Source organism: Saccharothrix xinjiangensis, assembly GCF_039527585.1.
GTDB classification, from domain to species: domain Bacteria; phylum Actinomycetota; class Actinomycetes; order Mycobacteriales; family Pseudonocardiaceae; genus Actinosynnema; species Actinosynnema xinjiangensis.
On record NZ_BAAAKE010000021.1, the window covers coordinates 32,499 to 54,306 of the forward strand.

Annotated in this window: 25 protein-coding genes; 17 read left to right on the top strand and 8 right to left on the bottom strand. The window is 73.1% G+C overall.

All coding sequences use genetic code 11. The annotated features are described in order from the left end of the window. Positions 1 to 14: 14 nt before the first annotated feature. Positions 15 to 959: a diacylglycerol/lipid kinase family protein gene (locus ABD223_RS30885; RefSeq protein ID WP_344040144.1), complete on the bottom strand. Its 945-nt coding sequence runs from the start codon at positions 957 to 959 to the stop codon at positions 15 to 17. 267 nt (positions 960 to 1,226) lie between these two features. Here ABD223_RS30885 and ABD223_RS30890 point away from each other — a divergent pair, with 267 nt between their 5' ends. The 3 genes from ABD223_RS30890 to ABD223_RS30900 all read left to right on the top strand — a co-directional run bounded on the left by ABD223_RS30890 (position 1,227) and on the right by ABD223_RS30900 (position 3,506). Then, positions 1,227 to 1,625 carry a hypothetical protein gene (locus ABD223_RS30890; protein ID WP_344040145.1) on the top strand — a complete coding sequence of 133 codons (399 nt, stop codon included), beginning with the start codon at positions 1,227 to 1,229 and terminating at the stop codon, positions 1,623 to 1,625. A gap of 126 nt (positions 1,626 to 1,751) precedes the next feature. Then, positions 1,752 to 2,501, top strand: coding sequence for a S1 family peptidase (locus tag ABD223_RS30895; RefSeq protein WP_344040147.1), 750 nt, complete (start codon positions 1,752 to 1,754; stop codon positions 2,499 to 2,501). A gap of 201 nt (positions 2,502 to 2,702) precedes the next feature. Then, complete coding sequence (locus ABD223_RS30900; RefSeq protein ID WP_344040148.1) at positions 2,703 to 3,506, top strand: SAM-dependent methyltransferase; 804 nt, start codon at positions 2,703 to 2,705, stop codon at positions 3,504 to 3,506. Between the two features lie 9 nt (positions 3,507 to 3,515). On the opposite strand, the gene ABD223_RS30905 is transcribed toward ABD223_RS30900, so the two are convergent. Further along, positions 3,516 to 3,977, bottom strand: coding sequence for a MarR family transcriptional regulator (locus ABD223_RS30905; RefSeq protein ID WP_344040149.1), 462 nt, complete (start codon positions 3,975 to 3,977; stop codon positions 3,516 to 3,518). A 72-nt stretch (positions 3,978 to 4,049) separates the two neighbouring features. Here ABD223_RS30905 and ABD223_RS30910 point away from each other — a divergent pair, with 72 nt between their 5' ends. Further along, complete coding sequence (locus ABD223_RS30910; protein WP_344040150.1) at positions 4,050 to 4,535, top strand: hypothetical protein; 486 nt, start codon at positions 4,050 to 4,052, stop codon at positions 4,533 to 4,535. On the opposite strand, the gene ABD223_RS30915 is transcribed toward ABD223_RS30910, so the two are convergent. The 4 genes from ABD223_RS30915 to sodN form a co-directional block, all read right to left on the bottom strand. After that, positions 4,495 to 4,980 (bottom strand): GNAT family N-acetyltransferase, encoded by a 486-nt coding sequence (locus ABD223_RS30915; RefSeq protein WP_344040151.1) that lies wholly within the window; start codon positions 4,978 to 4,980, stop codon positions 4,495 to 4,497. The two genes, ABD223_RS30910 and ABD223_RS30915, sit on opposite strands and share 41 nt — an antisense overlap. Continuing rightward, on the bottom strand, positions 4,973 to 5,578 hold the full coding sequence (locus ABD223_RS30920; RefSeq protein WP_344040152.1) for a histidine phosphatase family protein: 606 nt from the start codon (positions 5,576 to 5,578) through the stop codon (positions 4,973 to 4,975). Before ABD223_RS30920 ends, ABD223_RS30915 begins: the two co-directional genes overlap by 8 nt. A gap of 71 nt (positions 5,579 to 5,649) precedes the next feature. Then, complete coding sequence (locus ABD223_RS30925) at positions 5,650 to 5,952, bottom strand: hypothetical protein (protein ID WP_344040281.1); 303 nt, start codon at positions 5,950 to 5,952, stop codon at positions 5,650 to 5,652. A gap of 294 nt (positions 5,953 to 6,246) precedes the next feature. After that, entirely contained in the window at positions 6,247 to 6,666 is a 420-nt protein-coding gene (gene sodN, locus ABD223_RS30930) for a superoxide dismutase, Ni (RefSeq protein ID WP_344040153.1), read from the bottom strand. 78 nt (positions 6,667 to 6,744) lie between these two features. Between sodN and ABD223_RS30935 the strand changes: the two genes are divergently transcribed. Then, the gene (locus ABD223_RS30935) at positions 6,745 to 7,071 is read left to right on the top strand and encodes a S26 family signal peptidase (RefSeq protein WP_344040154.1); all 327 of its coding nucleotides are present in this window, start codon (positions 6,745 to 6,747) and stop codon (positions 7,069 to 7,071) included. Between the two features lie 237 nt (positions 7,072 to 7,308). Here ABD223_RS30935 and ABD223_RS30940 read toward each other — a convergent pair whose 3' ends face one another. Then, on the bottom strand, positions 7,309 to 7,902 hold the full coding sequence (locus tag ABD223_RS30940) for a dTDP-4-dehydrorhamnose 3,5-epimerase family protein (RefSeq protein ID WP_344040155.1): 594 nt from the start codon (positions 7,900 to 7,902) through the stop codon (positions 7,309 to 7,311). Positions 7,903 to 8,191: 289 nt separating this feature from the next. Between ABD223_RS30940 and ABD223_RS30945 the strand changes: the two genes are divergently transcribed. The 8 genes from ABD223_RS30945 to ABD223_RS30980 all read left to right on the top strand — a co-directional run bounded on the left by ABD223_RS30945 (position 8,192) and on the right by ABD223_RS30980 (position 16,858). Beyond that, positions 8,192 to 9,373 carry an NAD(P)-dependent malic enzyme gene (locus ABD223_RS30945; RefSeq protein WP_344040156.1) on the top strand — a complete coding sequence of 394 codons (1,182 nt, stop codon included), beginning with the start codon at positions 8,192 to 8,194 and terminating at the stop codon, positions 9,371 to 9,373. 223 nt (positions 9,374 to 9,596) lie between these two features. Next, positions 9,597 to 12,800 (top strand): putative bifunctional diguanylate cyclase/phosphodiesterase, encoded by a 3,204-nt coding sequence (locus ABD223_RS30950; protein ID WP_344040157.1) that lies wholly within the window; start codon positions 9,597 to 9,599, stop codon positions 12,798 to 12,800. 50 nt (positions 12,801 to 12,850) lie between these two features. Next, positions 12,851 to 13,396 carry a YbaB/EbfC family nucleoid-associated protein gene (locus ABD223_RS30955; protein WP_344040158.1) on the top strand — a complete coding sequence of 182 codons (546 nt, stop codon included), beginning with the start codon at positions 12,851 to 12,853 and terminating at the stop codon, positions 13,394 to 13,396. Beyond that, positions 13,393 to 14,160, top strand: coding sequence for a hypothetical protein (locus tag ABD223_RS30960; RefSeq protein WP_344040159.1), 768 nt, complete (start codon positions 13,393 to 13,395; stop codon positions 14,158 to 14,160). Before ABD223_RS30955 ends, ABD223_RS30960 begins: the two co-directional genes overlap by 4 nt. An 88-nt stretch (positions 14,161 to 14,248) precedes the next feature. Further along, positions 14,249 to 14,743, top strand: coding sequence for a YbaB/EbfC family nucleoid-associated protein (locus ABD223_RS30965; protein WP_344040160.1), 495 nt, complete (start codon positions 14,249 to 14,251; stop codon positions 14,741 to 14,743). Then, complete coding sequence (locus ABD223_RS30970; RefSeq protein ID WP_344040161.1) at positions 14,740 to 15,042, top strand: type VII secretion target; 303 nt, start codon at positions 14,740 to 14,742, stop codon at positions 15,040 to 15,042. Before ABD223_RS30965 ends, ABD223_RS30970 begins: the two co-directional genes overlap by 4 nt. After that, positions 15,042 to 16,277, top strand: a complete 1,236-nt coding sequence (locus tag ABD223_RS30975) for a hypothetical protein (protein ID WP_344040162.1) — start codon at positions 15,042 to 15,044, stop codon at positions 16,275 to 16,277. Before ABD223_RS30970 ends, ABD223_RS30975 begins: the two co-directional genes overlap by 1 nt. Further along, positions 16,274 to 16,858, top strand: coding sequence for a hypothetical protein (locus tag ABD223_RS30980; protein ID WP_344040164.1), 585 nt, complete (start codon positions 16,274 to 16,276; stop codon positions 16,856 to 16,858). Before ABD223_RS30975 ends, ABD223_RS30980 begins: the two co-directional genes overlap by 4 nt. On the opposite strand, the gene ABD223_RS30985 is transcribed toward ABD223_RS30980, so the two are convergent. Beyond that, positions 16,847 to 18,406 carry a bis-aminopropyl spermidine synthase family protein gene (locus ABD223_RS30985; protein WP_344040166.1) on the bottom strand — a complete coding sequence of 520 codons (1,560 nt, stop codon included), beginning with the start codon at positions 18,404 to 18,406 and terminating at the stop codon, positions 16,847 to 16,849. The two genes, ABD223_RS30980 and ABD223_RS30985, sit on opposite strands and share 12 nt — an antisense overlap. Positions 18,407 to 18,509: 103 nt before the next feature. Here ABD223_RS30985 and ABD223_RS30990 point away from each other — a divergent pair, with 103 nt between their 5' ends. Genes ABD223_RS30990 through ABD223_RS31005 form a run of 4 tightly spaced genes read left to right on the top strand, consistent with a single transcriptional unit; the run spans position 18,510 to position 21,798 of the window. Continuing rightward, positions 18,510 to 19,550: an ABC transporter ATP-binding protein gene (locus tag ABD223_RS30990; RefSeq protein ID WP_344040167.1), complete on the top strand. Its 1,041-nt coding sequence runs from the start codon at positions 18,510 to 18,512 to the stop codon at positions 19,548 to 19,550. 49 nt (positions 19,551 to 19,599) lie between these two features. After that, positions 19,600 to 20,202 (top strand): ABC transporter permease, encoded by a 603-nt coding sequence (locus ABD223_RS30995; protein ID WP_344040282.1) that lies wholly within the window; start codon positions 19,600 to 19,602, stop codon positions 20,200 to 20,202. Then, positions 20,199 to 20,888, top strand: coding sequence for an ABC transporter permease (locus ABD223_RS31000; protein WP_344040169.1), 690 nt, complete (start codon positions 20,199 to 20,201; stop codon positions 20,886 to 20,888). Before ABD223_RS30995 ends, ABD223_RS31000 begins: the two co-directional genes overlap by 4 nt. A gap of 25 nt (positions 20,889 to 20,913) precedes the next feature. Further along, positions 20,914 to 21,798 carry an ABC transporter substrate-binding protein gene (locus ABD223_RS31005; RefSeq protein ID WP_344040170.1) on the top strand — a complete coding sequence of 295 codons (885 nt, stop codon included), beginning with the start codon at positions 20,914 to 20,916 and terminating at the stop codon, positions 21,796 to 21,798. The last annotated feature ends 10 nt before the right edge of the window (positions 21,799 to 21,808 follow it).

Genomic DNA, 21,808 nt, shown 5'->3' on the forward strand with positions numbered 1-21,808 from the left:
TCACACGAACGTGGTCACACCGCCACCGTCAGCGCGCCTGGCACCCCGGTGAACTCCACCTCGGTGCACGTGCCGAGCAAGTCGCCGTCCACCTGGAGGTTGACGGGCTCCCGGGTCGTCACCCGGACGTACTCGACGTCGTCGCGCCGCAGCAGGTTCGCGCCTCTCGGGTTCCCATCCGTGGCCAAAAGATGCGCGACGTAGCGCAAAATCGTCGGCAAACCCATGCCGTGCAGCCCGAACAGGCCGAGACCGCCGTCGAACGAGGTGCTCGGGTTGAGCCGGATCGCCTTGTCGCCGAGGTAGGTCCACGGGTCGGTGTTCGACACGAACGCCAGCCGCACGTCCTCGAACGGGGGCTCGCCCGGGATCCGCACGGTCAGGCTGGCGGGTTCCCTGCGCTGGGTGAAGTAGCTGGCCAGCGCGGTGCGCGCGTACAGGCCCGGCGACGCCTGGCGGCCCTTGGCCCGCTGGTGCTCCACCCCGGCGACCACGTCGGCGTCCCAGCCGACGCCCGCGTTGAAGGTGAACCAGCGGTCGTGCTGGTCCGGGCCGCCCGCGGAGGCGACCTTGCCGAGGCTGACCCGGCGGCTGGTGCCGTGCTCGACGGCCTGGAGCAGGCGGTAGGTCGCCTCGACCGGGTCGCGGGGCAGCCCGAGGGCGCCCGCGAAGACGTTGGCCGAGCCGCCCGGGACGACCCCGAGCAGCGGCAGCCCCGGTCGCGCGCCGCCGCGCAGCACGCCGTTGACGACCTCGTTCACCGTGCCGTCGCCACCGTGCGCGACCACCAGGTCGTACCCGTCCACGACGGCGCCCGCGGCGGCGTCCGCCGCGTGACCGCGGTAGTCCGTCTCGACGACGTCGAGCTTCACCTCGCTGGCCAGCGCGTGCGCGAGCACGTCCCGGCCGCCGGGCGTCGTCGCCGTAGCCTGTGGGTTGACCACCAGAAGTGCGCGCACTACTGAAGGGTAGGACAGCGCGTGACCTGGCACCGATCGCGCGTCACCCGGTAAGCGGGGTCAGGGCGCCCGGAAGTGGCCGACATCTCCTTTCCCGCAACGCAGTGCGCAGCCTCGTGACCTGTGCCCGCGACAAGTGCACCCCGGCCCGACCGCCGGCTCGCCGAAGACTTCCCTTGATCTTCGCCCCTGGCGCGGCCGAAGGGGACTCGCCAACCGGGTGGCCTACGATGCGTGACGAGTACTCACGGTGAGGAAAGGCCCAGCGTGTCGAACCGGAATGGGGTGCCGGCGGCGGTCCGGGTGGCGGGCGGGCTGACGGCGGTGGAGGGGTTGGCCGGGCTGGCGTTCGCGGTCGCGCTGGTCGTGCGGTCGTTCGAGGTGGACGACCCGGGCTCGGACCTCGGCCAGGCGGCGTACTTCGTCGTGCTGGGCGGCGGTGTGCTCGCGGCCGCGATCGGGCTGCTGCTGGGCAGGCACTGGGGGCGGACGCCGGCGATCGTGCTCCAGCTGCTGCTGCTGGGCGTGGCCTGGTACGCCTACGGGCCGTCCGGGCAGCAGCTGTGGGGCGCCCTGGGCGGCCTCTACGCCGGGATCACGCTGTTCCTGCTGTTCACCAACCCCGCGCGCCGGTGGGCGCTGGGCGTGGACGAACAGGACGATTAGGTCGTTCGGTCCCAGACCATCGTCTGGACGCTCGCCGACGAACGGAGGGTGTTCCCATTCACCTCGACGGGTGACGCTGTGGGTGGTGAATTCACCACTCCCTGCGTTCGTTGAGGTGACGAATCCATGCGACTCAATCGCGCCCTGTCCGCGGTGGTCGGAGCCACTGCCGCGCTGCTGTCCGCGCTGGCCCTGACGGCGATCGCGCCGGCGGCCTCCGCACAGGAGGCGGACGGCGTCCAGCCGTACATCATCGGCGGCGGCACGGCGAGCAACGCTCCCTGGGCGGCCCGCCTGTTCCGCAACGGCCAGCAGAACTGCTCGGCCACCATCATCGCCCCGACCTGGATCCTCACCGCGCAGCACTGCGTGGCGTCCTCGGGCACCTACACGTTCCGGGTCGGCAGCCTCGACCAGACCACCGGCGGCACGCTGGTCACCGCCACGCGGATCATCCAGCACCCCTCGGTCGACCTGGCCCTGGCGCAGATCGACCGCTCGGTGTCGACCACCTACGCCCCGCTGGGCACCACCACCGCCGTGGCGGTCAACCAGACCGTGCAGCTCTACGGCTGGGGCGCCACCTGCACCAACCAGCCGGAGATCAACTGCCAGTCGCGCTACCTCAAGTACGCCGACACCCGGGTCACCTCGGTGAACGGCCGCGACTACCGCGGCGGCATCGCGATCTCGGTGACCCGCGTCAACGGCATCGCCGCCGGCGGTGACTCGGGCGGCCCGATGTTCGCCACCAGCCCGGTCGACGGCCGCCGCTACCAGGTCGGCGTCGCCTCCACCTCCGACCGCTCGACGCGGTCGCACTACACCGCCGTCACCCGCTACCGCGACTGGATCCGCTCCTACGCCGGCGTCTGACCGAAGTCTCCCGACCGGGGGGCAGGACTTCCTCCCCTGCGCCGCCCCCCGGTCGGGGCACCACGGCGACCGACCCGACCTGCTCACCAGTTGTAATCACCCTGCGTGTTCACTTTTGGCGGATGGACACGAACGGAGTAGCCAGATACGGTTCTCCAGGCGTTCACGCCGCTCCGGGTGCCGTGCAGGGTGAGGTGCGCAGTGCAGAACCCCCCGAAATGGGTGTCGACGAACGGTGACGTCGAGCGACCCAACGTGGCCCGGTTGTTCGACTACTACCTGGGCGGGGCGCACAACTTCGCGGTCGACCGCGAGTACGCCGAGCAGGCCCTGCCGCGGATCCCGACCGCGGAGATCGTCCAGCACACCCGCGCGTTCCTGCGCCGGGCGGTGCGCGTGTGCGTGGCCGCCGGCATCCGCCAGTTCCTCGACCTGGGCTCCGGCATCCCGACCGCGGGCAACGTGCACGAGGTGGCCCAGCAGGTCGACCCGACGTGCCGCGTGGTGTACGTGGACAACGACCCCACGACCGTCGCCCACAGCCGCACCATGCTGCGCGACAGCCCGAGCGTCGCGATCGCCGAGGCCGACGTCCGGGACGTGGGCGCGGTGCTGGCCTCGCCGGAGGTCCGCGGCCTGCTCGACCTGACCCGGCCGGTGGCCGTGCTGATGGTCGCGATCCTGCCCCACGTCGGCGACGAGGACGGGCCCGTCGAGCTGGTCGCCCGCTACCGGGACGCGGTCGTGGACGGCAGCTACCTGGTGATGAGCCACCTGACCGCCGACGAGCAGCCGGAGATGGTGGAGGAGCTGGTCGGCGTGACCGTCGACACGCTGTCGCCGATCGTGGCGCGGTCCAAGGCGGAGCTGGAGCCGCTGTTCACGGGCTTCGAGCTGCTGGAGCCGGGGCTGGTGCTGGCCGCCCGGTGGCGCGGCGAGGAGGATCAGGTGAGCTGCGCGGAGGCGGTCGCCTACGGCGCGGTGGGCGTGAAGCGCTCGGGGTGAGCGCGCTGGTCAGGGCTCGGGGCGCTTCTCGGTGAGCAGCCGCGTCTGCTGCCTGAGGACGTCGGCGGTCCGCGTCACCCAGTCCTCGATGACCCGCTGCTCCTCGGGCGTGTAGCGGGCGGAGAGGTCCGCCATCGCGGCGGCCAGGCCCGCGAAGACCCGCCCGAACGCGCCGGGCACCGCGGTGATCACCACGCGCCTGCGGTCCTCGGGGTCGGGCTCGCGGCGGACCAGGCCCGCTCGTTCCAGCCGGTCGGCCACGCCGGTCACCGCGCCCGGCGTCAGGTTGATCTCCTTCGCCAGGGCGCCCGCGGTCAGCGGGCCCTTGCCCGCGATGAGCGCCAGCGCCCGCTGGTCGACCGCGGTCACGCCCAGGTGCGCGCCCACGGCCTCGTGGAAGGCCACCACGGCGGTGCTCAGCTCGCGCCCGCGGTCACGCGCGCGGTCACGTCCGTGGTCCCGGCCCTCCATGGCGGGCACTTTACCGCTCCCAATATTTCAGTACACTGAACTAAAATATTTGGAGGCTGAGGGGGTTGGCGGATGTCGGAGTTGCGGCTCGCGCTGGGGGTGCCGAGGTGGGCCGGGCGGTTCTACCTGCGGCACTGGCCGGTGGTGGTCGGCCTGTCGCTGGTGGGGTCCGCGCAGCGGCTGGTGGCGGTGAACTGGGGGCTGCCCGGCTTCGCGGGGTTCGCCTCGGAGGTCGTCGTGATGGCGGCGCGGATCGCCCTGGTGGTCGTGGTGTGGCGGCTGGCGGCGCGCGGGGAGGAGTGGCGGTGGGAAAACGTCCGCACGTTCGTGTCACGCCACTGGCAGTCGCTGCTGTGGCAGGGCACGCTGTTGTCAGCGGCCTTCCTGGTGTTCGACGTCGGTCTGGAGTCGGTCAGCTCCTCACCGACCTACCTGGCCGTGCTGCTGTTCCTGAAGAACCCGACCGTCATCGCGTTCACGGTGGTGTGGTGGGTCGGGTTGATCAGGCAGGCGGCGGTCAGCCGTCCTGTCCCAGCCGGGTCAGGGCGTCGTCGGTGAGGCGGAAGACCGTCCACTCGTCCATGGGGAGGGCACCGAGGGACTTGTAGAAACCGATCGAGGGGGTGTTCCAGTCGAGCACCGACCACTCCAACCGCGCGTAGCCCTGCCGCACGCACTCCTCCGCGAGGGCCTGGAGCAGCGCCCGGCCCAGGCCGCCGCCGCGGTGGGCGGGCTGGACGTAGAGGTCTTCGAGGTAGATGCCGTGCGTGCCGCGCCAGGTGGAGAAGTTGAGGAACCACAGGGCGGTGCCGACGACGCGACCGTCCACTTCGGCCACGTGCCCGAACAGCGCGGGGTTGGGGCGGAACAGGACGTCGTGCAGCTGCTCGGCGGTCAGGTGGCACTCGTGGCGCAGGCGCTCGTACTCGGCCAGCTCCTCGACCAGCCCGACGATCGCCGGCACGTCCTCCGGGCGGACGCGGCGGACGCGCGGGTCAGTCAACGTCGACCTCCCAGGCGGGCACGTTCAGCCTGCGCACCTGGGGGTCGCCGCGCTCGTCGCCGAGCACCGCGGTGCCCGCCGGGTCGAGGCCGAAGTGCACGCCCTGGTCCGGCGGGAGGTTCAGCCACGCCGCGATGAGCACGCGGCTGAAGTGCCCGTGGCCGACGAGCACGACGTCGCCGCCCGGGAGGACCTTGCGGACCCGGTCGAGGACCGCGGTGGCGCGCGCGTGCACCTGCTCGGCGGTCTCGCCGTGGGGTGACGGGTGGGTCCACACGGTCCAGCCGGGCACGGTCTCGCGGATCTGCGGGGTGGTGAGGCCTTCGTGGTCGCCGTAGTCCCACTCGCCCAGGTCCTCGGTGCGCTCCACCTCGTGGAGGCCCGCGAGCTCGGCGGTGCGCCAGGCGCGTTGGCGCGGGCTGGACAGGACCAGGGCCGGTGGCCGGTCGGTCCCGCGCAGTCGGGCGAGGACTGCCCCGGCGCGGCGGGCCTGCTGCACGCCCACCTCCGTGAGCGGGATGTCGGTGCGGCCCGTGTGGCGACCGGTCTCGGACCACTCGGTCTGGCCGTGCCGGAGGAGGTAGACGTGTGACGTCACGTCGTCGATCTTAGGGGTGGGGGTGGTCGTCGGCCGGGTGATTGGTGTCGCCGGTTACGTGGCGACCTTCGTCACCGCGCCGGTCCTTGAGCGCGTTCGGGCAGGTCGAGCCGAAGCGACCGGGTGCCCAGGACGCCGGCGAGCACCAGGCGTGCGGCGTCCTCGGTGCCGGACTCGGCGGTGTGGGCGGCGACGCGCAGGCCGTCCCGGGCGACGGGCGACGTGTCGCGGTCGAGGGTGATCGGGCCGATGGCAGGGCAGTCGACGGCAGGGCGGTCGACGGTCTTGCGCCGCGACGGTTCGGCTGGGGACGGGATTCCGGCGTCCCCGAGCTCGACGAAGCGCGGACTGCCGGAGGCCAGGTCGCTGATCAGGCGTCGCGGGGCGCGGTCGGCGGGGTGGCGCGTCGTGGGGTGCGTTGGCCGACCCGAGCGTCCAGCCGGCGTCGTGCACGACTACCGGGATGTGCGACGGCCGGTCGAGCAGCCGTTGCACGCCCGGGGTGATCCGCGACGGCACGACGTCCGGGCCGGCGACTCCACCACCTGCGCCGACGACAGGGTTGCTGGCGTACTCAGCCGTACCGGGCGTGCCAGGTGTGCCGAGATGAAAACGGCGCTGACCAGGCGGGGGGACCCCGCTGGTCAGCGCCGTGTTTCAGCAGGTGATCAGGACGCCTGCTTGGTCTCCCAGAAGATCTTGTCGATCTGGGCGATCAGGTCGAGCAGCTCCTGCCCCTTGGCGGGGTCCATGGAGCCCTTGGCGCCGGAGGCGCCCGCGGCCTTCGTGGCCTTGTTGAACAGCTCGTGCAGCTCCGGGTACTTCTCGAAGTGCGGCGGCTTGAAGTAGTCGGTCCACAGCACCCACAGGTGGTGCTTCACGAGCTCCGCGCGCTGCTCCTTGATCAGGACAGCACGGGTCCGGAACTCCGGGTCCTCGTTCGCCTGGTACTTCTCCTGGATCGCCTTGACCGACTCCGCCTCGATCCGGGCCTGAGCCGGGTCGTACACACCGCACGGGAGGTCGCAGTGCGCGGTGGCCTCCGGGAGTGGGCGGCGGAGTGAACGGATGCGCGACAGAAGTCGCATCTTTCCTCCCTGACAGTGGATGCTCCGACGTGCGGAACCCTACTCCGGGGGCGTGGCGCGGGCAGGCGGAGGTGATCGTTGGCACGGGACGGGCGCGGTGCGGAGGTCAACCCGTTGCCGCTGGTTCGGGTGGTCGGGCCGTCGATGGCGCCGACCCTCCGCGGTGGCGACGTGGTGCTGGTCCGGTACGGCGGGGAACCTCGGGTCGGGGGGCTGGTGCTGGTCAGGTGGGCCGCGCGGCCCGCGCAGTTGTCGATCAAGCGGGCCGTTCGCGAGGTGCCCGGCGGGTGGCACGTGGAGGGGGACAACCCGTTCGCCTCGACCGACTCGCGCGAGTTGGGCGCGGCCGAGGTGGTGGCCACGGTGCGGTTCCGGTTGTGGCCCCGGCCGCGGTTGCTCCGGTGACCCCGGAGGAGCCGGCGCCGCCCGGAGGAGCCGGCGCCCCCGGGGGAACCGGCGCCCTGGGGCAACCGGCGCCGTGGCAACCGGCGTCCTCGGCCGTCAGCCGCCCCGGCCTCTCCAGCCGCTGATTCCGCGCCGCTGACCCCTCGGCCGTCGACCCCGTGCTGTTAACCCCTCGGCCGACCACCCCGTGCGGTCAACCCCGTGCGGTCAACCCCTGAACCGCCGACCCCGCGCCGGCTAACCCCTCAGTCGCGCGTACCAGGCCTGGCACTCGTCGTACGACGGCAGCAGGCCGGCGTCGCGCGCTTCCTCCAGCGTCGGCGCGGCCGCGTCCTTCGGCGACAGCACCGGCTCCACGTCCGCCGGCCAGGGCAGGTCCACCGACAGCGGGTCCAGGCCGCGCTCCGCCTTCGGGTTGAAGCCCTCCGAGCACAGGTACGAGGCGATCGTCCCGTCCTCCAGCGACATCAGCGCGTGCCCCAGCCCTTCGGGCACGTACACGGCGTTGAACAGGTCGGGCGACAGCTCCACCGCGTCGCACGCGCCGAACGTCGGCGACCCGACCCGCAGGTCGAACACCACGTCCAGGAACCGCCCGCGCGGGCAGTGCACGTACTTGGCCTGACCCGGCGGCACGTCCGCGTAGTGCAGCCCCCGCACCACGCCCCGCCGGGACTCGCTGTGGTTGGTCTGCGCGACCCGCAGCGGGTGGCCGACGGCCTCCTCGAACGCCGCGCCCTGGAACGGCGCGACGAACAGCCCTCGCTCGTCCGGGAACACCGAAGGGGTGAACTCGAACGCCCCGGGAATTTTCAGCTCACGTGCCTGCATGCCGGACACCCTAGGGCCCGCCGGCTCTTGACCGATCCTGCCTGCGGAAACTGACCGGTCAGTCCAGAAAACCGGACGTACGTCCTGTGAAAATGGCCTCTGACCTGCGAAAAGACTGTGACCCCCGTCGCAGACAGCGGCCGTTCGCGCTGCCATGCTTGCCCGCACACCGCCTTCCAGGGCCGCCGCGCGACCGCGCGTGCCGACCCGCAGCCAGGCCCCGTCGACCCGCGTGACAACGCCGGTCCCGGTGCGCCACCGCCACTCGCGCACCGCAGGAGGGACTCCCATGACCGCAGTGAACGAACCGCTCACGACCGAGCTGACCGACGACGAGATCTTCAGCGCCCACGAGGGCGGCAAGCTGGGCGTGGGCATCACCGCCTCCCTGGCCGACCCCCGCGCCCTGTCCATCGCCTACACCCCGGGCGTGGCCCGGGTCAGCCGCGCCATCGCCGACGACCCCGGCCTGGCCTCCCGCTACACCTGGGCGCACCGCCTGGTCGTGGTGGTCAGCGACGGCACCGCCGTGCTCGGCCTCGGCGACATCGGCGCCAGCGCGTCCCTCCCGGTCATGGAGGGCAAGGCCGCCCTGTTCAAGACCTTCGGCGGCCTCGACTCGATCCCGCTGGTGCTCGACACCACCGACGTGGACGAGATCGTGGAGACGCTGGTCCGGCTGCGGCCGTCCTTCGGCGCGGTCAACCTGGAGGACGTCGCCGCGCCGCGCTGCTTCGAGCTGGAGGCCCGGCTCATCGAGGCCCTGGACGTGCCGGTCATGCACGACGACCAGCACGGCACCGCGGTGGTCACGCTGGCCGCCCTGCGCGGCGCCAACACCGTCCTCGGCAAGCGCGTCGGCGACCAGCGCGTGGTGATCTCCGGGGCGGGCGCGGCGGGCGTGGCCTGCGCGAAGATCCTGATCGCGGCGGGCGTGGGCGAGGTGACGATGGTCGACTCGCGCGGCATCGTGCACGCGGGCCGCGACGGGCTGAACCCGGTCAAGGCGGAGCTGGCCGAGGTCACCAACGCGAGCGGCCTGCGCGGCGGCATCGCCGAGGCGCTGCGCGGCGCGGACGTGTTCGTGGGCGTGTCGTCCTCCACGGTCGAGGAGGAGCTGATCGCGGGCATGGCGGGCGACGCGATCGTGTTCGCCCTGTCCAACCCCGACCCCGAGGTGCACCCGGAGGTCGCCGGGCGGCACGCCGCCGTGGTCGCCACCGGTCGCAGCGACTTCCCCAACCAGATCAACAACGTGCTCGCCTTCCCCGGCATCTTCCGGGGCGCGCTGGACGCCGGGGCCCGCCGGATCACCGAGGGCATGAAGCTCGCCGCCGCGGACGCCATCGCCGCGGTCGCCGCCGACGACCTCGCCGTCGACCGGATCGTGCCCAGCGCGCTCGACCCCCGGGTCGGGCCCGAAGTGGCCACCGCGGTGGCCTTGGCAGCGCAGCGGGACGGAGTAGCCTGACCCCAAGTCGGAGTTGGGAGAGCTCCGGCCGCATCCGTCCGTACCCCTCGATTGGCAACGAAACCGCCAAGGTGTTGTTTCGTTAACCCGTTGAGGGGTGGGCGATGACGCTCCGAAGCGCTACCGTCCCTCTCCTCGGGTGAATATTGCCCGTGGAGAGGGACGCCGTTTTCGGGTGCGGTCGGGCCGGTCATCCCTGCCGTAGACACGGGAAGGTGGGACCGTGCCCAAGCGGGTTGGACGCGCTCCGGTGGTGCTGGACCCGGCCCGCCCGCCGAACGGCGAGGTGGAGCTGGGCGGTCTCGCGCTGCCCGAGTCGCCCGCGCTGCTGTGCGACCCCAAGGGCGTCGTCATGCGCGCCAACCCCGCCGCGGTCGCGCTGTGCCGGGCCCGGTCCGCCGACGAGCTCGTCGGCCGCGACCTGACCGGGCTGCTGCTCGGCGACCCCGACGACCTGCGCCTGTGCCGGGCCGACGGCGTGCTGCTGCCGGTCCGCGTGGTGCGCACCCACGTGCCGGGCACGGGCCTGCACGCCGTGCTCATGGTCGACGTCTCCGACCTGGCCGGGGCCGCCGAGGACCTGCGCGACGAGCAGCGGCGGCTGCGCACGGTGCAGCGGGTCGCCCAGATCGGCTCCTGGGAGTACGACCCGGACACCGGCGTCACGGTCTGGTCCGAGTCGCACTACGAGATGATGGGCGTCAAGCCCGGCGAGGTGGTGCCCGGCGCGCAGGCCGTGCTGGACGTGGTCCACCCCGACGACCACGAGATGGTCGCCAGCTACTGGGCCAACCGCGCGCTCGACGGCAGCCCGATCGACATCGTCTACCGGATCGTCCGGCCCGACGGCGGCCTGCGCTGGATCCGCGGCGTCGCCGAGGCCAAGGTGCGGTCGGACGGCCGGACCCAGTTCATCACCGGCTACATCCGCGACATCACCGACCAGCTGACCTCCGACCGCGCGCTGGAGACCGAGCGCGCCCGCCTGCTGGAGGCCCAGCGCATCGCCCGCATGGGCAGCTGGAGCTACGAGTTCCCGGCCAAGGCGGGCCGGTCCGGCGCCGTGCACCGCAGCGAGGTGCTGCTGGAGATGTACGCCGAGCTGGGCGTCGTGCCCGACGACGACCTGCTGTGCGGCGTGCACCCGGAGGACCGGGGCCCGCTGGAGGACCTGCGCCGCAGGCTGCTGCGCAACGACGACGCCGACGGCGGCCGGACGCTGGAGGCCGAGGTCCGCAGCGAGCTGGGCGACCGCGTGTACGTGTGCCGGGCCCGCGCCGAGGCCGAGGGCGGCCGGATCACCCGCCTGCACGGCACCGTCCAGGACGTCACCGAGGCCCGCGCGCTGGAGCGGGAGCTGCGCGCCGACCGGCGCCGCCTCGCCGACGCGCAGCGGGCCGCCCAGCTGGGCGTCTGGGAGTGGAACCTCCAGACCGGCGAGGTGGTCTGGTCGGAGATGATGTCCCAGCTGTTCGGCGTGCCGCGCGAGGAGCACACCCACTACCAGACCTACCTGGACCTCGTGCACCCCGACGACCGGGCGTGGGTCGACGACCTGTGGCAGCAGCTCGCGGGCGAGGAGGTGCCCATCCAGCTGGAGCACCGGCTCGTGCGCCGCGACGGCAAGGTGCGCGTGTTCCGCTGCTACGGCGTGGTGGTCAAGGGCCCGGACGGCAGGCCGCTGGCGGTCGGCACGGCGCAGGACATCACCGAGCAGCGGGCCACCGAGACCCGCATGAAGCGGTCCAGCCAGCGCTTCGCCGACCTGGTGTCGCTCACGCCCGTCGGCATCGGCCTGTTCGACGAGGGCGAGCGGCTGGTCGACGCCAACGACGCGCTGTGCGACCTGCTCGGCATGGACCTGGAGCAGCTGCGCGGCATGACCGCGGGCCGGCTCACCCACCCCGACGACAGCGGCAACCCGCTGCCGCCGATCGACGAGATGTCCGCGCCCGGCGCCGAGCGCTCGTTCAAGATCCCGCAGCGCATCCTGGTGCGCCGCGACGGCGTGCAGGTGTACTGCGAGCTGCACATCGCGCTGTCCGTGCAGGACGACGGCCGCCGGTTCTGGCTGATCGTGTTCCAGGACATCACCGAGCGCCGCCGCACCGCCGAGGCCCTGCGCCACCAGGCCACCCACGACGAGCTGACCGGCCTGCCCAACCGGGCGCTGGTCAAGGAGATGCTGGCGGACCTGCTGGCGTCGCCGCGGCGGTCCAAGGTCGCGGTGCTGTTCTGCGACATCGACAACTTCAAGCGGGTCAACGACTCGCTCGGCCACGACGCGGGCGACGAGCTGCTGGTCGCGCTGGCCAGGCGGCTGGAGGGCGGCCTGCCCGGCAGCTGCACCGCCGCCCGGCTGTCCGGCGACGAGTACGTGATCATCTGCGAGAACATCGACGAGGTCGGCGGCGTGGACAAGCTGGCCACCACGGTGGCGGGCCTGCTGCGCACCGCCGTGCCGGTGCACGGCCAGCTGGTCCGGGTGTCGGCGTCGATCGGCGCGGCCGTGCCCAACGGGTCCCGGGCCACCGGCAACGACCTGCTGCGGTTCGCCGACGCCGCCATGTTCGAGGCCAAGCGCGCGGGCGCGGGCCGCGTGTCGCTGGCCAGCGCCGCGCTGATCGCCTCCGCCGACCGGCAGGTCCACCTGGAGGGGCAGCTGCGGGAAGCGCTCCAGCACGACGGGCTGGCGCTGCACTTCCAGCCGGTGGTCGGCGTGGACGGCGCGGTGCTGACCGCGGAGGCGCTGGTGCGCTGGCCGCACCCGGACCGCGGGCTGCTGCCGCCGGACATCTTCCTGCCCGTCGCGGAGCAGGGCGACCTGCTGCGCGAGCTGGACCGGTGGGTGCTGCGCACGGCGCTGAAGGAGGCGGCGGGCTGGCCGTCGCCCGGCGGCCGGGCGGTGTCGGTGGCGGTGAACCTGGCCGGGCTCGTGCCGGGCGACCCCGAGTTCGTCGACATCGTGGCCAACGCGATCGCCGAGGCGGGCATCGAGTGGGACCGCGTGGTGCTGGAGCTGGTCGAGACCGCGCTGGTCGACCTGCCGTCGCGGGTGCGGCAGTCGATGGACGAGCTGGTGGGCCGCGGCATCAGGTTCGCGGTGGACGACTTCGGCACCGGCTACTCGTCGCTGGCCAGGCTCAAGGACCTCCCGGCGCAGATCATCAAGGTCGACCGGCGGTTCGTCTCGGGCGTGGGCAACGACTCGTCGGACTTCGCCGTGGCCAAGGCCGTGGTGGACATGGCGCGGGCGATGGGCCGCGAGTGCGTGGCCGAGGGCGTCGAGACCGCCACCCAGTTCCACGTGCTGCGCGGCGTGGGCGTGGACGCGTACCAGGGCTGGCTGTTCTCCCGGCCCGTGCCGCCCAAGGAGTTCCGGGCGGTGCTGGCGCTGGGCCCCTTGCACATACCCCGCGCCGGGTGATTCGGGATACTCCACGATCGGGTGGTGACGTGGAGTGAGGAGACGGTGCGGTGGACCCGGCACGGATGATCGCCGACTTGGAGGCCAAGGCGCGTGACCTCGCCCGGCGGGCGCAGGAGGTGCGGGAGGGCATCCGCGCGGCGGAGGCCGTGGTCAGCTCGCCCGACGGGGTGGTGACCGCGACCGTCGCGCCCAACGGGGCGCTGCGGGGGATCCGGTTCGCGCTGCCCGCCTCGGGGATCCCGGACGCCCGGCTCGGCGAGGTGGTGATGGAGACCGTCCGGCGGGCGCAGGCCGAGGTGGCGCGGCGGGTGGCGGAGGTCGTGGAGGTCGAGTTCGGGGGCACCGAGGCGATGGGGTTCATCGCCGGGTTCGCGCCGGAGGGGGCCGGTGGGGCACCGGTCGACGGGGTGGCGGGGGGCTCGGGGCGGCACCGGGTGGTCGCGGGGGCGCCTGCGGCGCCGGGGACGCCGGCGGTGGCCGACGTGCCTGCGGTGGCCGACGTGCCTGCGGTGCCGGCGGTGGCCGACGTGCCCGGGGTCCCGCTGCCGCGCAGCCTGTGGTGCCCGGAGGACGGCGGTGAGGCGGGGCGGTGAGCGGTCTCGACGTGCGGTCCGGCGTCGATCTCGGCGGTGACGCGTTCGGCGTGCTCCTGAGGCCCTTCGCCGACGCCGCGGCGCGGGCGGTGGAGGACGTCCGGCGGGCCGGGCCGGACGTCGAGGTGGGCGAGCCGTCCCGGGCCGCCCGGAGCCGCGGGCTGGCCGCCGCGTGGCTGGACACGCTCGGCGCGGTCCTCGACCCGTTGGACGCGCTGGTCGAGGCCGACCTCGGGTGGCTGGTCGAGCACGTCGCCTTCCTGCGCGCGCCGCTGGACTGGCTCGCCGGCGACGGCGCGCGGATCAAGGACGCGGTCGCCCGGTGGCGGCAGGCGTCGATCGACCTCGACCGCCTCGCCCGCGCGCGGCGGGACGAGGTGGACGTGCACGTCGCCGGGTGGGCGTCGCACGCGTCGGAGGCGTTCCGGCGCGCGCGGGAGGCGTGGGTGGACGAGGCGTTCGCCGCCTCGCGGCGGTGCGCCGCGGTCGCCGACCACGTGTCGATGGCGGGCACCGCCGCGGCCGCCGTGCGCGGCGTGGTGCGCGACCTGGTCGTCATGTTCGCCCGCGAGGTGGTGCGCAACGCCGCCGTCGCGCTGGCCGCGGCCGAGTCGAGCGGCGGGACGTCGGTGGCGGACTTCACCGCGTGGGCGGTCGGCCGGGCGGCGGCCGTGCTGGCGCGGATCACCGAGCAGGTCGCGAAGCTGCTGGGCGCGGTGGCGCGCCTCCTCGGGCGGCTGGAGGAGCTGGCCCGCTCGGTGTGATCAGGCACTTGTGCCAATGCGGGCACTCGTCGACGACTCGTCGGCGATACTCACGAACCGGTGTCGAACGACAACGGGGGGTGACCGGGTGAACCCTGAACGGGTGATCGCGGACCTGGAGGCGAGGGCGCAGGACCTCGCCCGGCGGTCACAGGACATGCAGGAGCAGATCAGGGGCGCGGCGGCGACGGTGCGCTCGAACGACGGCGCGGTCACCGTCACGGTGGCGCCCAACGGAGCGCTCCAGCACATCGGGTTCTCGCCGCGCGCGACCGAGTTCTCGCACGTCCAGCTGGGCCAGGTGGTCATGGACGCGGTCCGGCGGGCGCAGGCGCAGGCGGCGCGGCAGGTGGCGGCCGTGGTCGAGCCGCAGTTCGGCGGCACGGAGGCGATGGACTTCCTGACCGCCTTCATCCCGCAGGAGGAGGCCCCTCCGCCCGCGCCGGTCGCGGAGGAGGGCGGCGGCGTGCTGCGGCAGGACCCGTGGGGCGCGCCGAGCGGTTTCCGGCCACCACCCGCGCGACCCGCGCCGAGGCGTGCCGAACCCGACGACGAGGACGGCTTCGGGACGGTGCTGCGGTGAGCGGGTTCCGGGTGCAGGCGGGGCAGCTGCGGTCGTTCGCCGGTGGGCAGGAGGGGCGGCAGGGCGAGGTCGCGGCGGTCGCGGCGGACGCCGCGGCGATCGACCTCGGCGGTCGGACGTTCGGCGAGCTGCTGGAGTTCTTCGCCAACGAGGCCCAGCAGGCCGCCGCCGAGGCCGCGGAGAAGATCGGGGAACTGGCCACCGCCTACGGCGAGGCCGCCGGCGACACCATCGCGACGGCGACCCGCTACGACGACGTCGAGGACGGCAACCGGAAGCGGTTCGGGGGAGGCGGCTGATGGGGGACGACGGCCTGATCACCGGGGTCGACACCGGCGAGCCGTTCGCGCCGGACAACTTCGCGGGCGCGGGCGTCTTCGAGTCCGGCGCGCAGGCGTACGACTCCTTCGGACGCGCCATGGGTGAGGGCGACTGGGGTGAGTTCGGCATGAACGTGGGCGCCCTCGCCCTCGACGGCCTCGGCATGATGATCGACCCGCTCGGCTCGCTCGCCACGGCCGGCATCGGGTGGCTGATCGAGCACATCAGCTTCCTGCGCGAAGGGCTGGACAAGCTCGCCGGCGACGGTGACAAGATCAAGGAGGCGGTCGCCGGCTGGAACAAGGCGGCGGCGGCCCTCGACGGCATCGCCCAAGCCCAGCACGACGCGGTCGAGAACCAGGTCAGGGGTTGGGAGCAGGCTGCGGCCGACGCGTTCCGGCAGAGCCAGGGCCGGTTGGTGCAGGAGACGCTGGAGACGAGCCGGACGTGCGTCGCCGTCGCCGAGTCGGTCGCCTCCGCCGGCACCCTCACGGCGGCCGTGCGCGGCATGATCCGCGACCTCGTCGCGGTGCTCGTCTGGGAGATCATCCGCAACGCGGCCATCGCCCTCGCCTCGTCGGTGGTGAGCTTCGGCAGCTCCGTCGCCGCGTTCGCCGCGTGGGCGGTCGGCCGCGCGGCGGTCGTGCTCGGCAAGATCGCCCAGCTGATCGCGAAGCTCCTGCGGGCGGTGACCCGCGTCCTGAGCCGGATGAAGGGCGCGCTCGGCTCCCTCGGCAACGCCCTCAAGGGGCTGCGTCGGTTCGGGCGGGGTGGGAGCGGCACGACCCGGCCGGCCGGAGCGCCAGGGGCTGGGTTCCAGGGCTTGGAGGACGCGGGCAAGCGGATGGAGGGCCGGGGCGACGCGCGCCCGACGCTGGGCGACGTGGGCTCCGGGGTCGCGGACGCGGGCAGGCAGTTCGGTCGCGCCTACAGCGATGCCGGCAGGACCTGGGAGAAAGCCACGGAGAACGTGACGGTCCGGCGGGTGGAGGGCGGCAAACCGGCGGTGGAGGCCTACACCCCGTTCAAGCCGTTCAAGCGCGGGGACGGCTCGCCGTCACCGCACTCGATCCCCAGCGTGACCGACGGCGCGTTCCAGACCAAGCTCGCTGCCGACTACTCGCGGGAAGCCTCGAAGCAGGACGAGTTGGAGAACGAGGGCCGGGGCGGCGACGACGCGTTCAAGCGCAGGACGGGGTACCTGGACGAATGAGGGGCAGGGGCGTTTGGGTGGTGGTGGCGGTGCTGTGCCTGGTGGCGCAGTTCGCCACCGGGTTGTTCGTCATGGGCAACACCAACAGGGTGGTCGGCTTCGTCACGCTTTCCTTGGGTTTCCTGGGCTTCCTGCTCGCGATCTTCCAGATGCGGATCAAGGGTTGGCTGGTCCTGGTGGGGCTCGTCGTCTTCTTCGGCACGATGGTGGCCTCCGGCCTGGCCTCGCACCCGCTGTACCTGGCGGTGTTCGGGCAGACCACCGAGTGCGAGGTCCTCCGGGTGCACGAGGTCGACACGTCGAGGACCAACTCCGAGTTCCGGTACTCGCTCCGGTGCGGTGATCGACACCACGACGACGTGAAACTCGACACGTACAAACACCCCCTCGGCGAGGCGGGCGACCGCATCCCCGTCGTGTTCGACCGGCACGAGCTGGTGTCCCCGGCCTGGCCGGACCAGGTGGGGGTCGGCAAGGCGTGGCTCCTGCCGCTCGCCCTGGTGGTCGCGCTCGGGTTCGTCGCCTTCGCCGCCACCCGGCCGCTCGAACCGGAGCCACCGCGCCGCGGGTCAGCCGGCTGACGCCCGGACCAGCGGCAGGAGGGCGGCGACGCGGTGCCGGGGCAGGTCGATCAGCCTCAGCTCCAACTCGTCCTCGTCCTCGGCGTGCCGGTCGACCAGGTCGCGCGACTCCCGCTTGGTCAGCTGCCCGCGCGACGCGGTGACCAGGGCCTCCCGCCACACGTTGCCCAGCTTGCCGTGGGCCCGCGAGAGCACCTCGCGCACGGCCAGGCCGCCCGCGTCCAGGGTGCCCGCCAGCACCTGGTCCGCGACCACGACGCAGTGCTTGCCGTCCGGGGTGGAGCGGAGGAACTTCAGCGCGAACCTGGTGCCCACCAGGGACGTCAGCGACCGCTGGCCCTTCTCGGATGCCACGTCCGGGTGGTTGTTCGGCACCAGCGCGGCCATCCGGCCCGGCGAGCACGCCAGCAGGGTCCGCAGCAGCCAGGGGCCCGGGTCGCCGGACAGGTCGACGGCCAGGGACGCCGCGCCCTTGCCGACCGGTTCGGCCCACCCCGGTTGGCGCGGCTTCGGCGGCGGGGACGACTCGGGGCGCGGCGCCAGGTCGACCAGCGCCTGCAACGCCCGCGAACCGGGGCCGGTCGCCTCCACCGACTGCGGGCCGTGGGTGTAGATGGCGGTCTTCGGCGGCGCGCCCGCCGAGCGGCGGGTGGTGGGCCGGCACACGTACAGGTCCGCCGCGCTGCCGATGGCCTGCGCGCCGTCGAACCGGTGGAACGCGGGCAGGATCGCCTCGAACACCATGCCCAGCTTCTGGAGCTCCTGCTGCACCTTCAGGCCCAGCGCGGGGGTGCGCTCGCTGAAACCGTGCGCCAGCAGGACCCGGCCCCGGCCCAGGTCCGCCAGGCACTCGACCGCGCGCGACGCGAACAGCGCCATGCCCTCCGGCGTGTACGGCGGGTCGCTGAACACCAGGTCCGCCGACTCCAGCACGGCGGGCGGCAGCCCGAAGCGGAAGTCGGCGTGCAGCGCCCGCACCGGCCACCCGCGTTCACCGGCCCGGGTCGCGATGTGCTCCAGCAGCCGGTCGTCCACGTCGACCACCACGACCGACACGTCCGGGTTCACCGCGCACACCGCGAGCGACGTCAGGTCGTGGTCGCCCAGGCACAGCAGCGTCCGCCCGGCCAGGTCGTAGGTCGCGTCCAACCACAACGCGCGCCGCAGCGCGGTTTCGGGCGTCGCCTGCACGTGGTCCAGCGCGGCCAGCGGCGGCGGCACGTCGGCGATGTCGGCCCGGATCGACCGCAGCTCGGCGGCGTGCCCGCGCACCAGCTCGTCCAGCGGGTCGGGCAGGTCGCCGCCCGCCCGGAACGCCGCGTAGTCGGCGACCTTGGCGGGTGTCACGCGGTAGCGGTCACCGCTGGTCTCCAGGTCGTCACCGATCGCGGTCAGCAGCTCCTGCACGGTGCGCCTGGGCACTGCGGGAAGCCGCACCAGCTCCGCGAGGGTCCGCCAGTCCTCGACCAGCAGGTCGAGCACGCGACGGAGCCTGCGGGAGTGCGCGCCTCGTGCGGCCAGCAGGGCTCGCACCGGTTCGGTTGCCACAAACCGTGCAGCCTACTGACCGAATGGTGGAACGCCGTGCCCCGGTCCGGGTGACGGGCTAGGGTCGTTCGACGCTTGATACCCACCGGCGGGAGGACCACGGGTGATCGAGTTCCGCGACGTGACCAAGCGGTTCGACGACGGCACCACCGCGGTCGACGGCCTGGACCTGGTGGTCGAGGCGGGCACGATCACGGTCTTCGTCGGACCGTCCGGGTGCGGCAAGACCACGTCGCTGCGCATGGTGAACCGGATGCTCGACCCCACCTCGGGCGCCGTGCTGGTGGACGGCCGGGACGTGATGGACGTGGACCCGCCGGCGCTGCGGCGCGGCATCGGGTACGTCATCCAGCAGGCCGGCCTGTTCCCGCACCGGACGGTGCTGGACAACGTGGCCACCGTGCCGCTGCTCACCGGGTGGACGCGGAGGAAGGCGCGGGCGCGGGCCGCCGAGCTGCTGGAGCTGGTCGGCCTGCCCGCCGAGCTGGGCAAGCGCTACCCCGTGCAGCTGTCCGGAGGGCAGCAGCAGCGCGTCGGCGTGGCGCGGGCGCTGGCCGCCGACCCGCCGGTGCTGCTGATGGACGAGCCGTTCAGCGCCGTCGACCCCGTGGTGCGCGAGGGGTTGCAGGACGAGCTGCTGAGGCTCCAGGCCGAACTGGACAAGACGATCGTGTTCGTCACCCACGACATCGACGAGGCCGTGCGCATCGGCGAGAAGGTGGCGGTGATGCGCGTCGGCGGCGTGCTCGCGCAGTACGCGCCGCCCGCCGAGCTGCTGGCGCGGCCCGCCGACGACTTCGTGGCGGGCTTCGTGGGCAAGGACCGCGGTTACCGCAGCCTGTCCTTTGTGGACGCCTCCGGGGTGGAGGTGGCCGAGGCGCCGGTCGCTGACGGGCGGGCGACGGGCGACGGGTGGCGGCTCCTGGTCGGCGAGGACCGCAGGCCGAGCGGCTGGATCGCGCCGGACGGCGCGCTCGTGCCCGGCGGCTCCCTCTACGAGGTGGGCGCGCCGGTGCGGGGCGCGCTGGACTCCGCGCTGTCCTCGCCGTCCGGCCTCGGCGTGGCCGTCGACGCCGAGGGCAGGCTCTCGGGCGTGGTCACCGCGCGGCAGGTGCTGGACGTGATCGAGCGCGCCCGTGGGTGAGATCGGGAACTACCTCGCCGACGCGGGCACCCGGGCGGCGCTCGTGGACATGCTGCTCGACCACGTCTACCTGTCGCTCGTGCCGCTGCTGGTGTCGGTGGTGCTGGCGGTCCTGCTCGGCCTGCTGTGCCACCGGTTCCGGCAGGTGAAGTCGGCGCTGGTCGCGCTGTCCAACGCGGTCTACACGATCCCGTCGCTGGCGCTGTTCGCGATCATCCCGGCGATCATCGGCACGCAGGTGCTCGACCCGCTCAACGTGATCATCGCGCTCACCGTCTACACCACGGCCCTGCTCGTGCGGCCGGTCGCGGACGCGCTGGACGCGGTGCCGGCGCACATCACGGCCGCCGCCACCGCGATGGGCTTCCGGCCGCTGCGCCGGTTCCTGTCCGTGGAGCTGCCGCTGGCCGTGCCGGTGCTCGCGGCGGGCGTGCGGGTCGGGTCGGTGAGCAACATCAGCCTGGTCAGCGTCGGCGCGCTGATCGGCACCGGCGGCCTCGGCGCGCTGTTCACCGACGGGTTCCGGCAGCGCTACCTCGCGCCGATCATCGTCGGCATCGTGCTGACGCTGGTCCTCGCCCTGGTGGTGGACCTGCTGCTGGTGCTGCTGCGCAACGCGCTGACGCCGTGGACGAGGGTGGGGAAGCCGTGATCTTCGCGGACGCCCTCGCGTGGCTGGTCGACCCGGTCAACTGGACCGGGTCGAAGTCGATCCCGGTGCGGGTCGGCGTGCACCTGCTGTACTGCCTCGGCGCGGTGCTCGGCGCGGCCGCGATCGCGGTGCCGCTCGGCCTGTACGTCGGGCACACCGGGCGCGGCGGCGTGGTGCTGGTGGGCGGCGGCAACGCCCTGCGCGCGCTGCCGACGCTGGGCCTGGTGACGTTCCTGTACCTGGTGGCGGGCGGCGGCGCGGTCGGCGTGCTGGTCGGCCTGGTGGTGCTGGCGGTCCCGCCGATCCTCGCGGGCACGTACGCGGGCATCCAGGACGTGGACCGCGGTGTGGTGGACGCCGCGCGCGGCATGGGCATGACCGGCGCGCAGCGGCTGTGGCGGGTGGAGGTGCCCAACGCGCTGCCCCTGCTCGTCGGCGGCCTGCGCAACGCCACGCTCCAGGTCGTCGCGACCGCTTCGGTGGCGGCGTACGTGGGCATCGAGACGCTGGGCCGTCCGCTGCTGGACGGGTTGCGGGTGCTGGACTACGGGCAGTTCGTCGGCGGCGCGGTGCTCATCGCGCTGCTCGCGGTCGTGCTGGACGTCCTGCTCGCGGGGTTGGGGCGACTGGTCGTCCCCGCCGGGCTGAGGCTGCGGACGCAGCCGGGTCGCCGGAGGAGCCGGTGACCGTCGAATCAGGAGGAAGCACCGCATGAAGCGCACGTGGGCCGTCATCGCCGCGACGGCCGCGCTGGTCGTTTCCGCGTGCGGGTCGCAAGAGGACCTGAGCGGGGCGAACCAGCAGGCGGAGTCGGGCGAGGTCGTGGTCGGTTCGGCCGACTTCACCGAGAACAAGATCCTGGCCGAGATCTACGCCGGCGCGCTGCGGGCGACGGGCGCGACCGTGTCGGTCAAGGCCGGCATCGGCGCGCGCGAGCTGGTGGTGAAGGCGTTGCAGGACAAGTCGCTCGGCGTGGTGCCGGAGTACAGCGGCAACCTGCTCAACTACTTCGACAAGACCAACACCACGACCGAGTCCGAGGAGGTCTACGCGGCGCTGAAGGCCAAGACGCCGTCGGGCCTGGAGGTGCTGGCGCAGTCGCCGGCGGAGGACAAGGACGTCCTCGTGGTCACGAAGGAGACCGCGGACGCCGGCGTGAAGTCCATCGCGGACCTCGGCGCGGGCAAGTACGCGCTCGGCGCGGCCGGCGAGTGGGCGCAGCGCTGGGAGACCAAGGTCGACGAGCTGTACGGGGTGACGTTCACCGAGATCAAGACCACCGACGCGGGCGGGCCGGTGACCGTGGACGCGCTGAAGAACGGCGAGGTGCAGGTGGCCAACCTGTACACCACGTCGGCGGACATCGAGGCCAACGGGTTCGTGCAGCTGGAGGACCCGAAGACCATGTACCCGGCGCAGAACGTGGTGCCGCTGCTGCGGTCGGACGCGGTCGACGCCAAGGGCAAGGAGGCGCTGGACAAGGTGTCGGCGGCGCTGACCACCGAGATCCTGGCCGACCTGGTGAAGCAGGCGGACGTGGACAAGAAGACCATCGCCAACGTGGCGGCGGACTTCTTGAAGAGCGTGTCGCTGTAGGGCTGGAGCG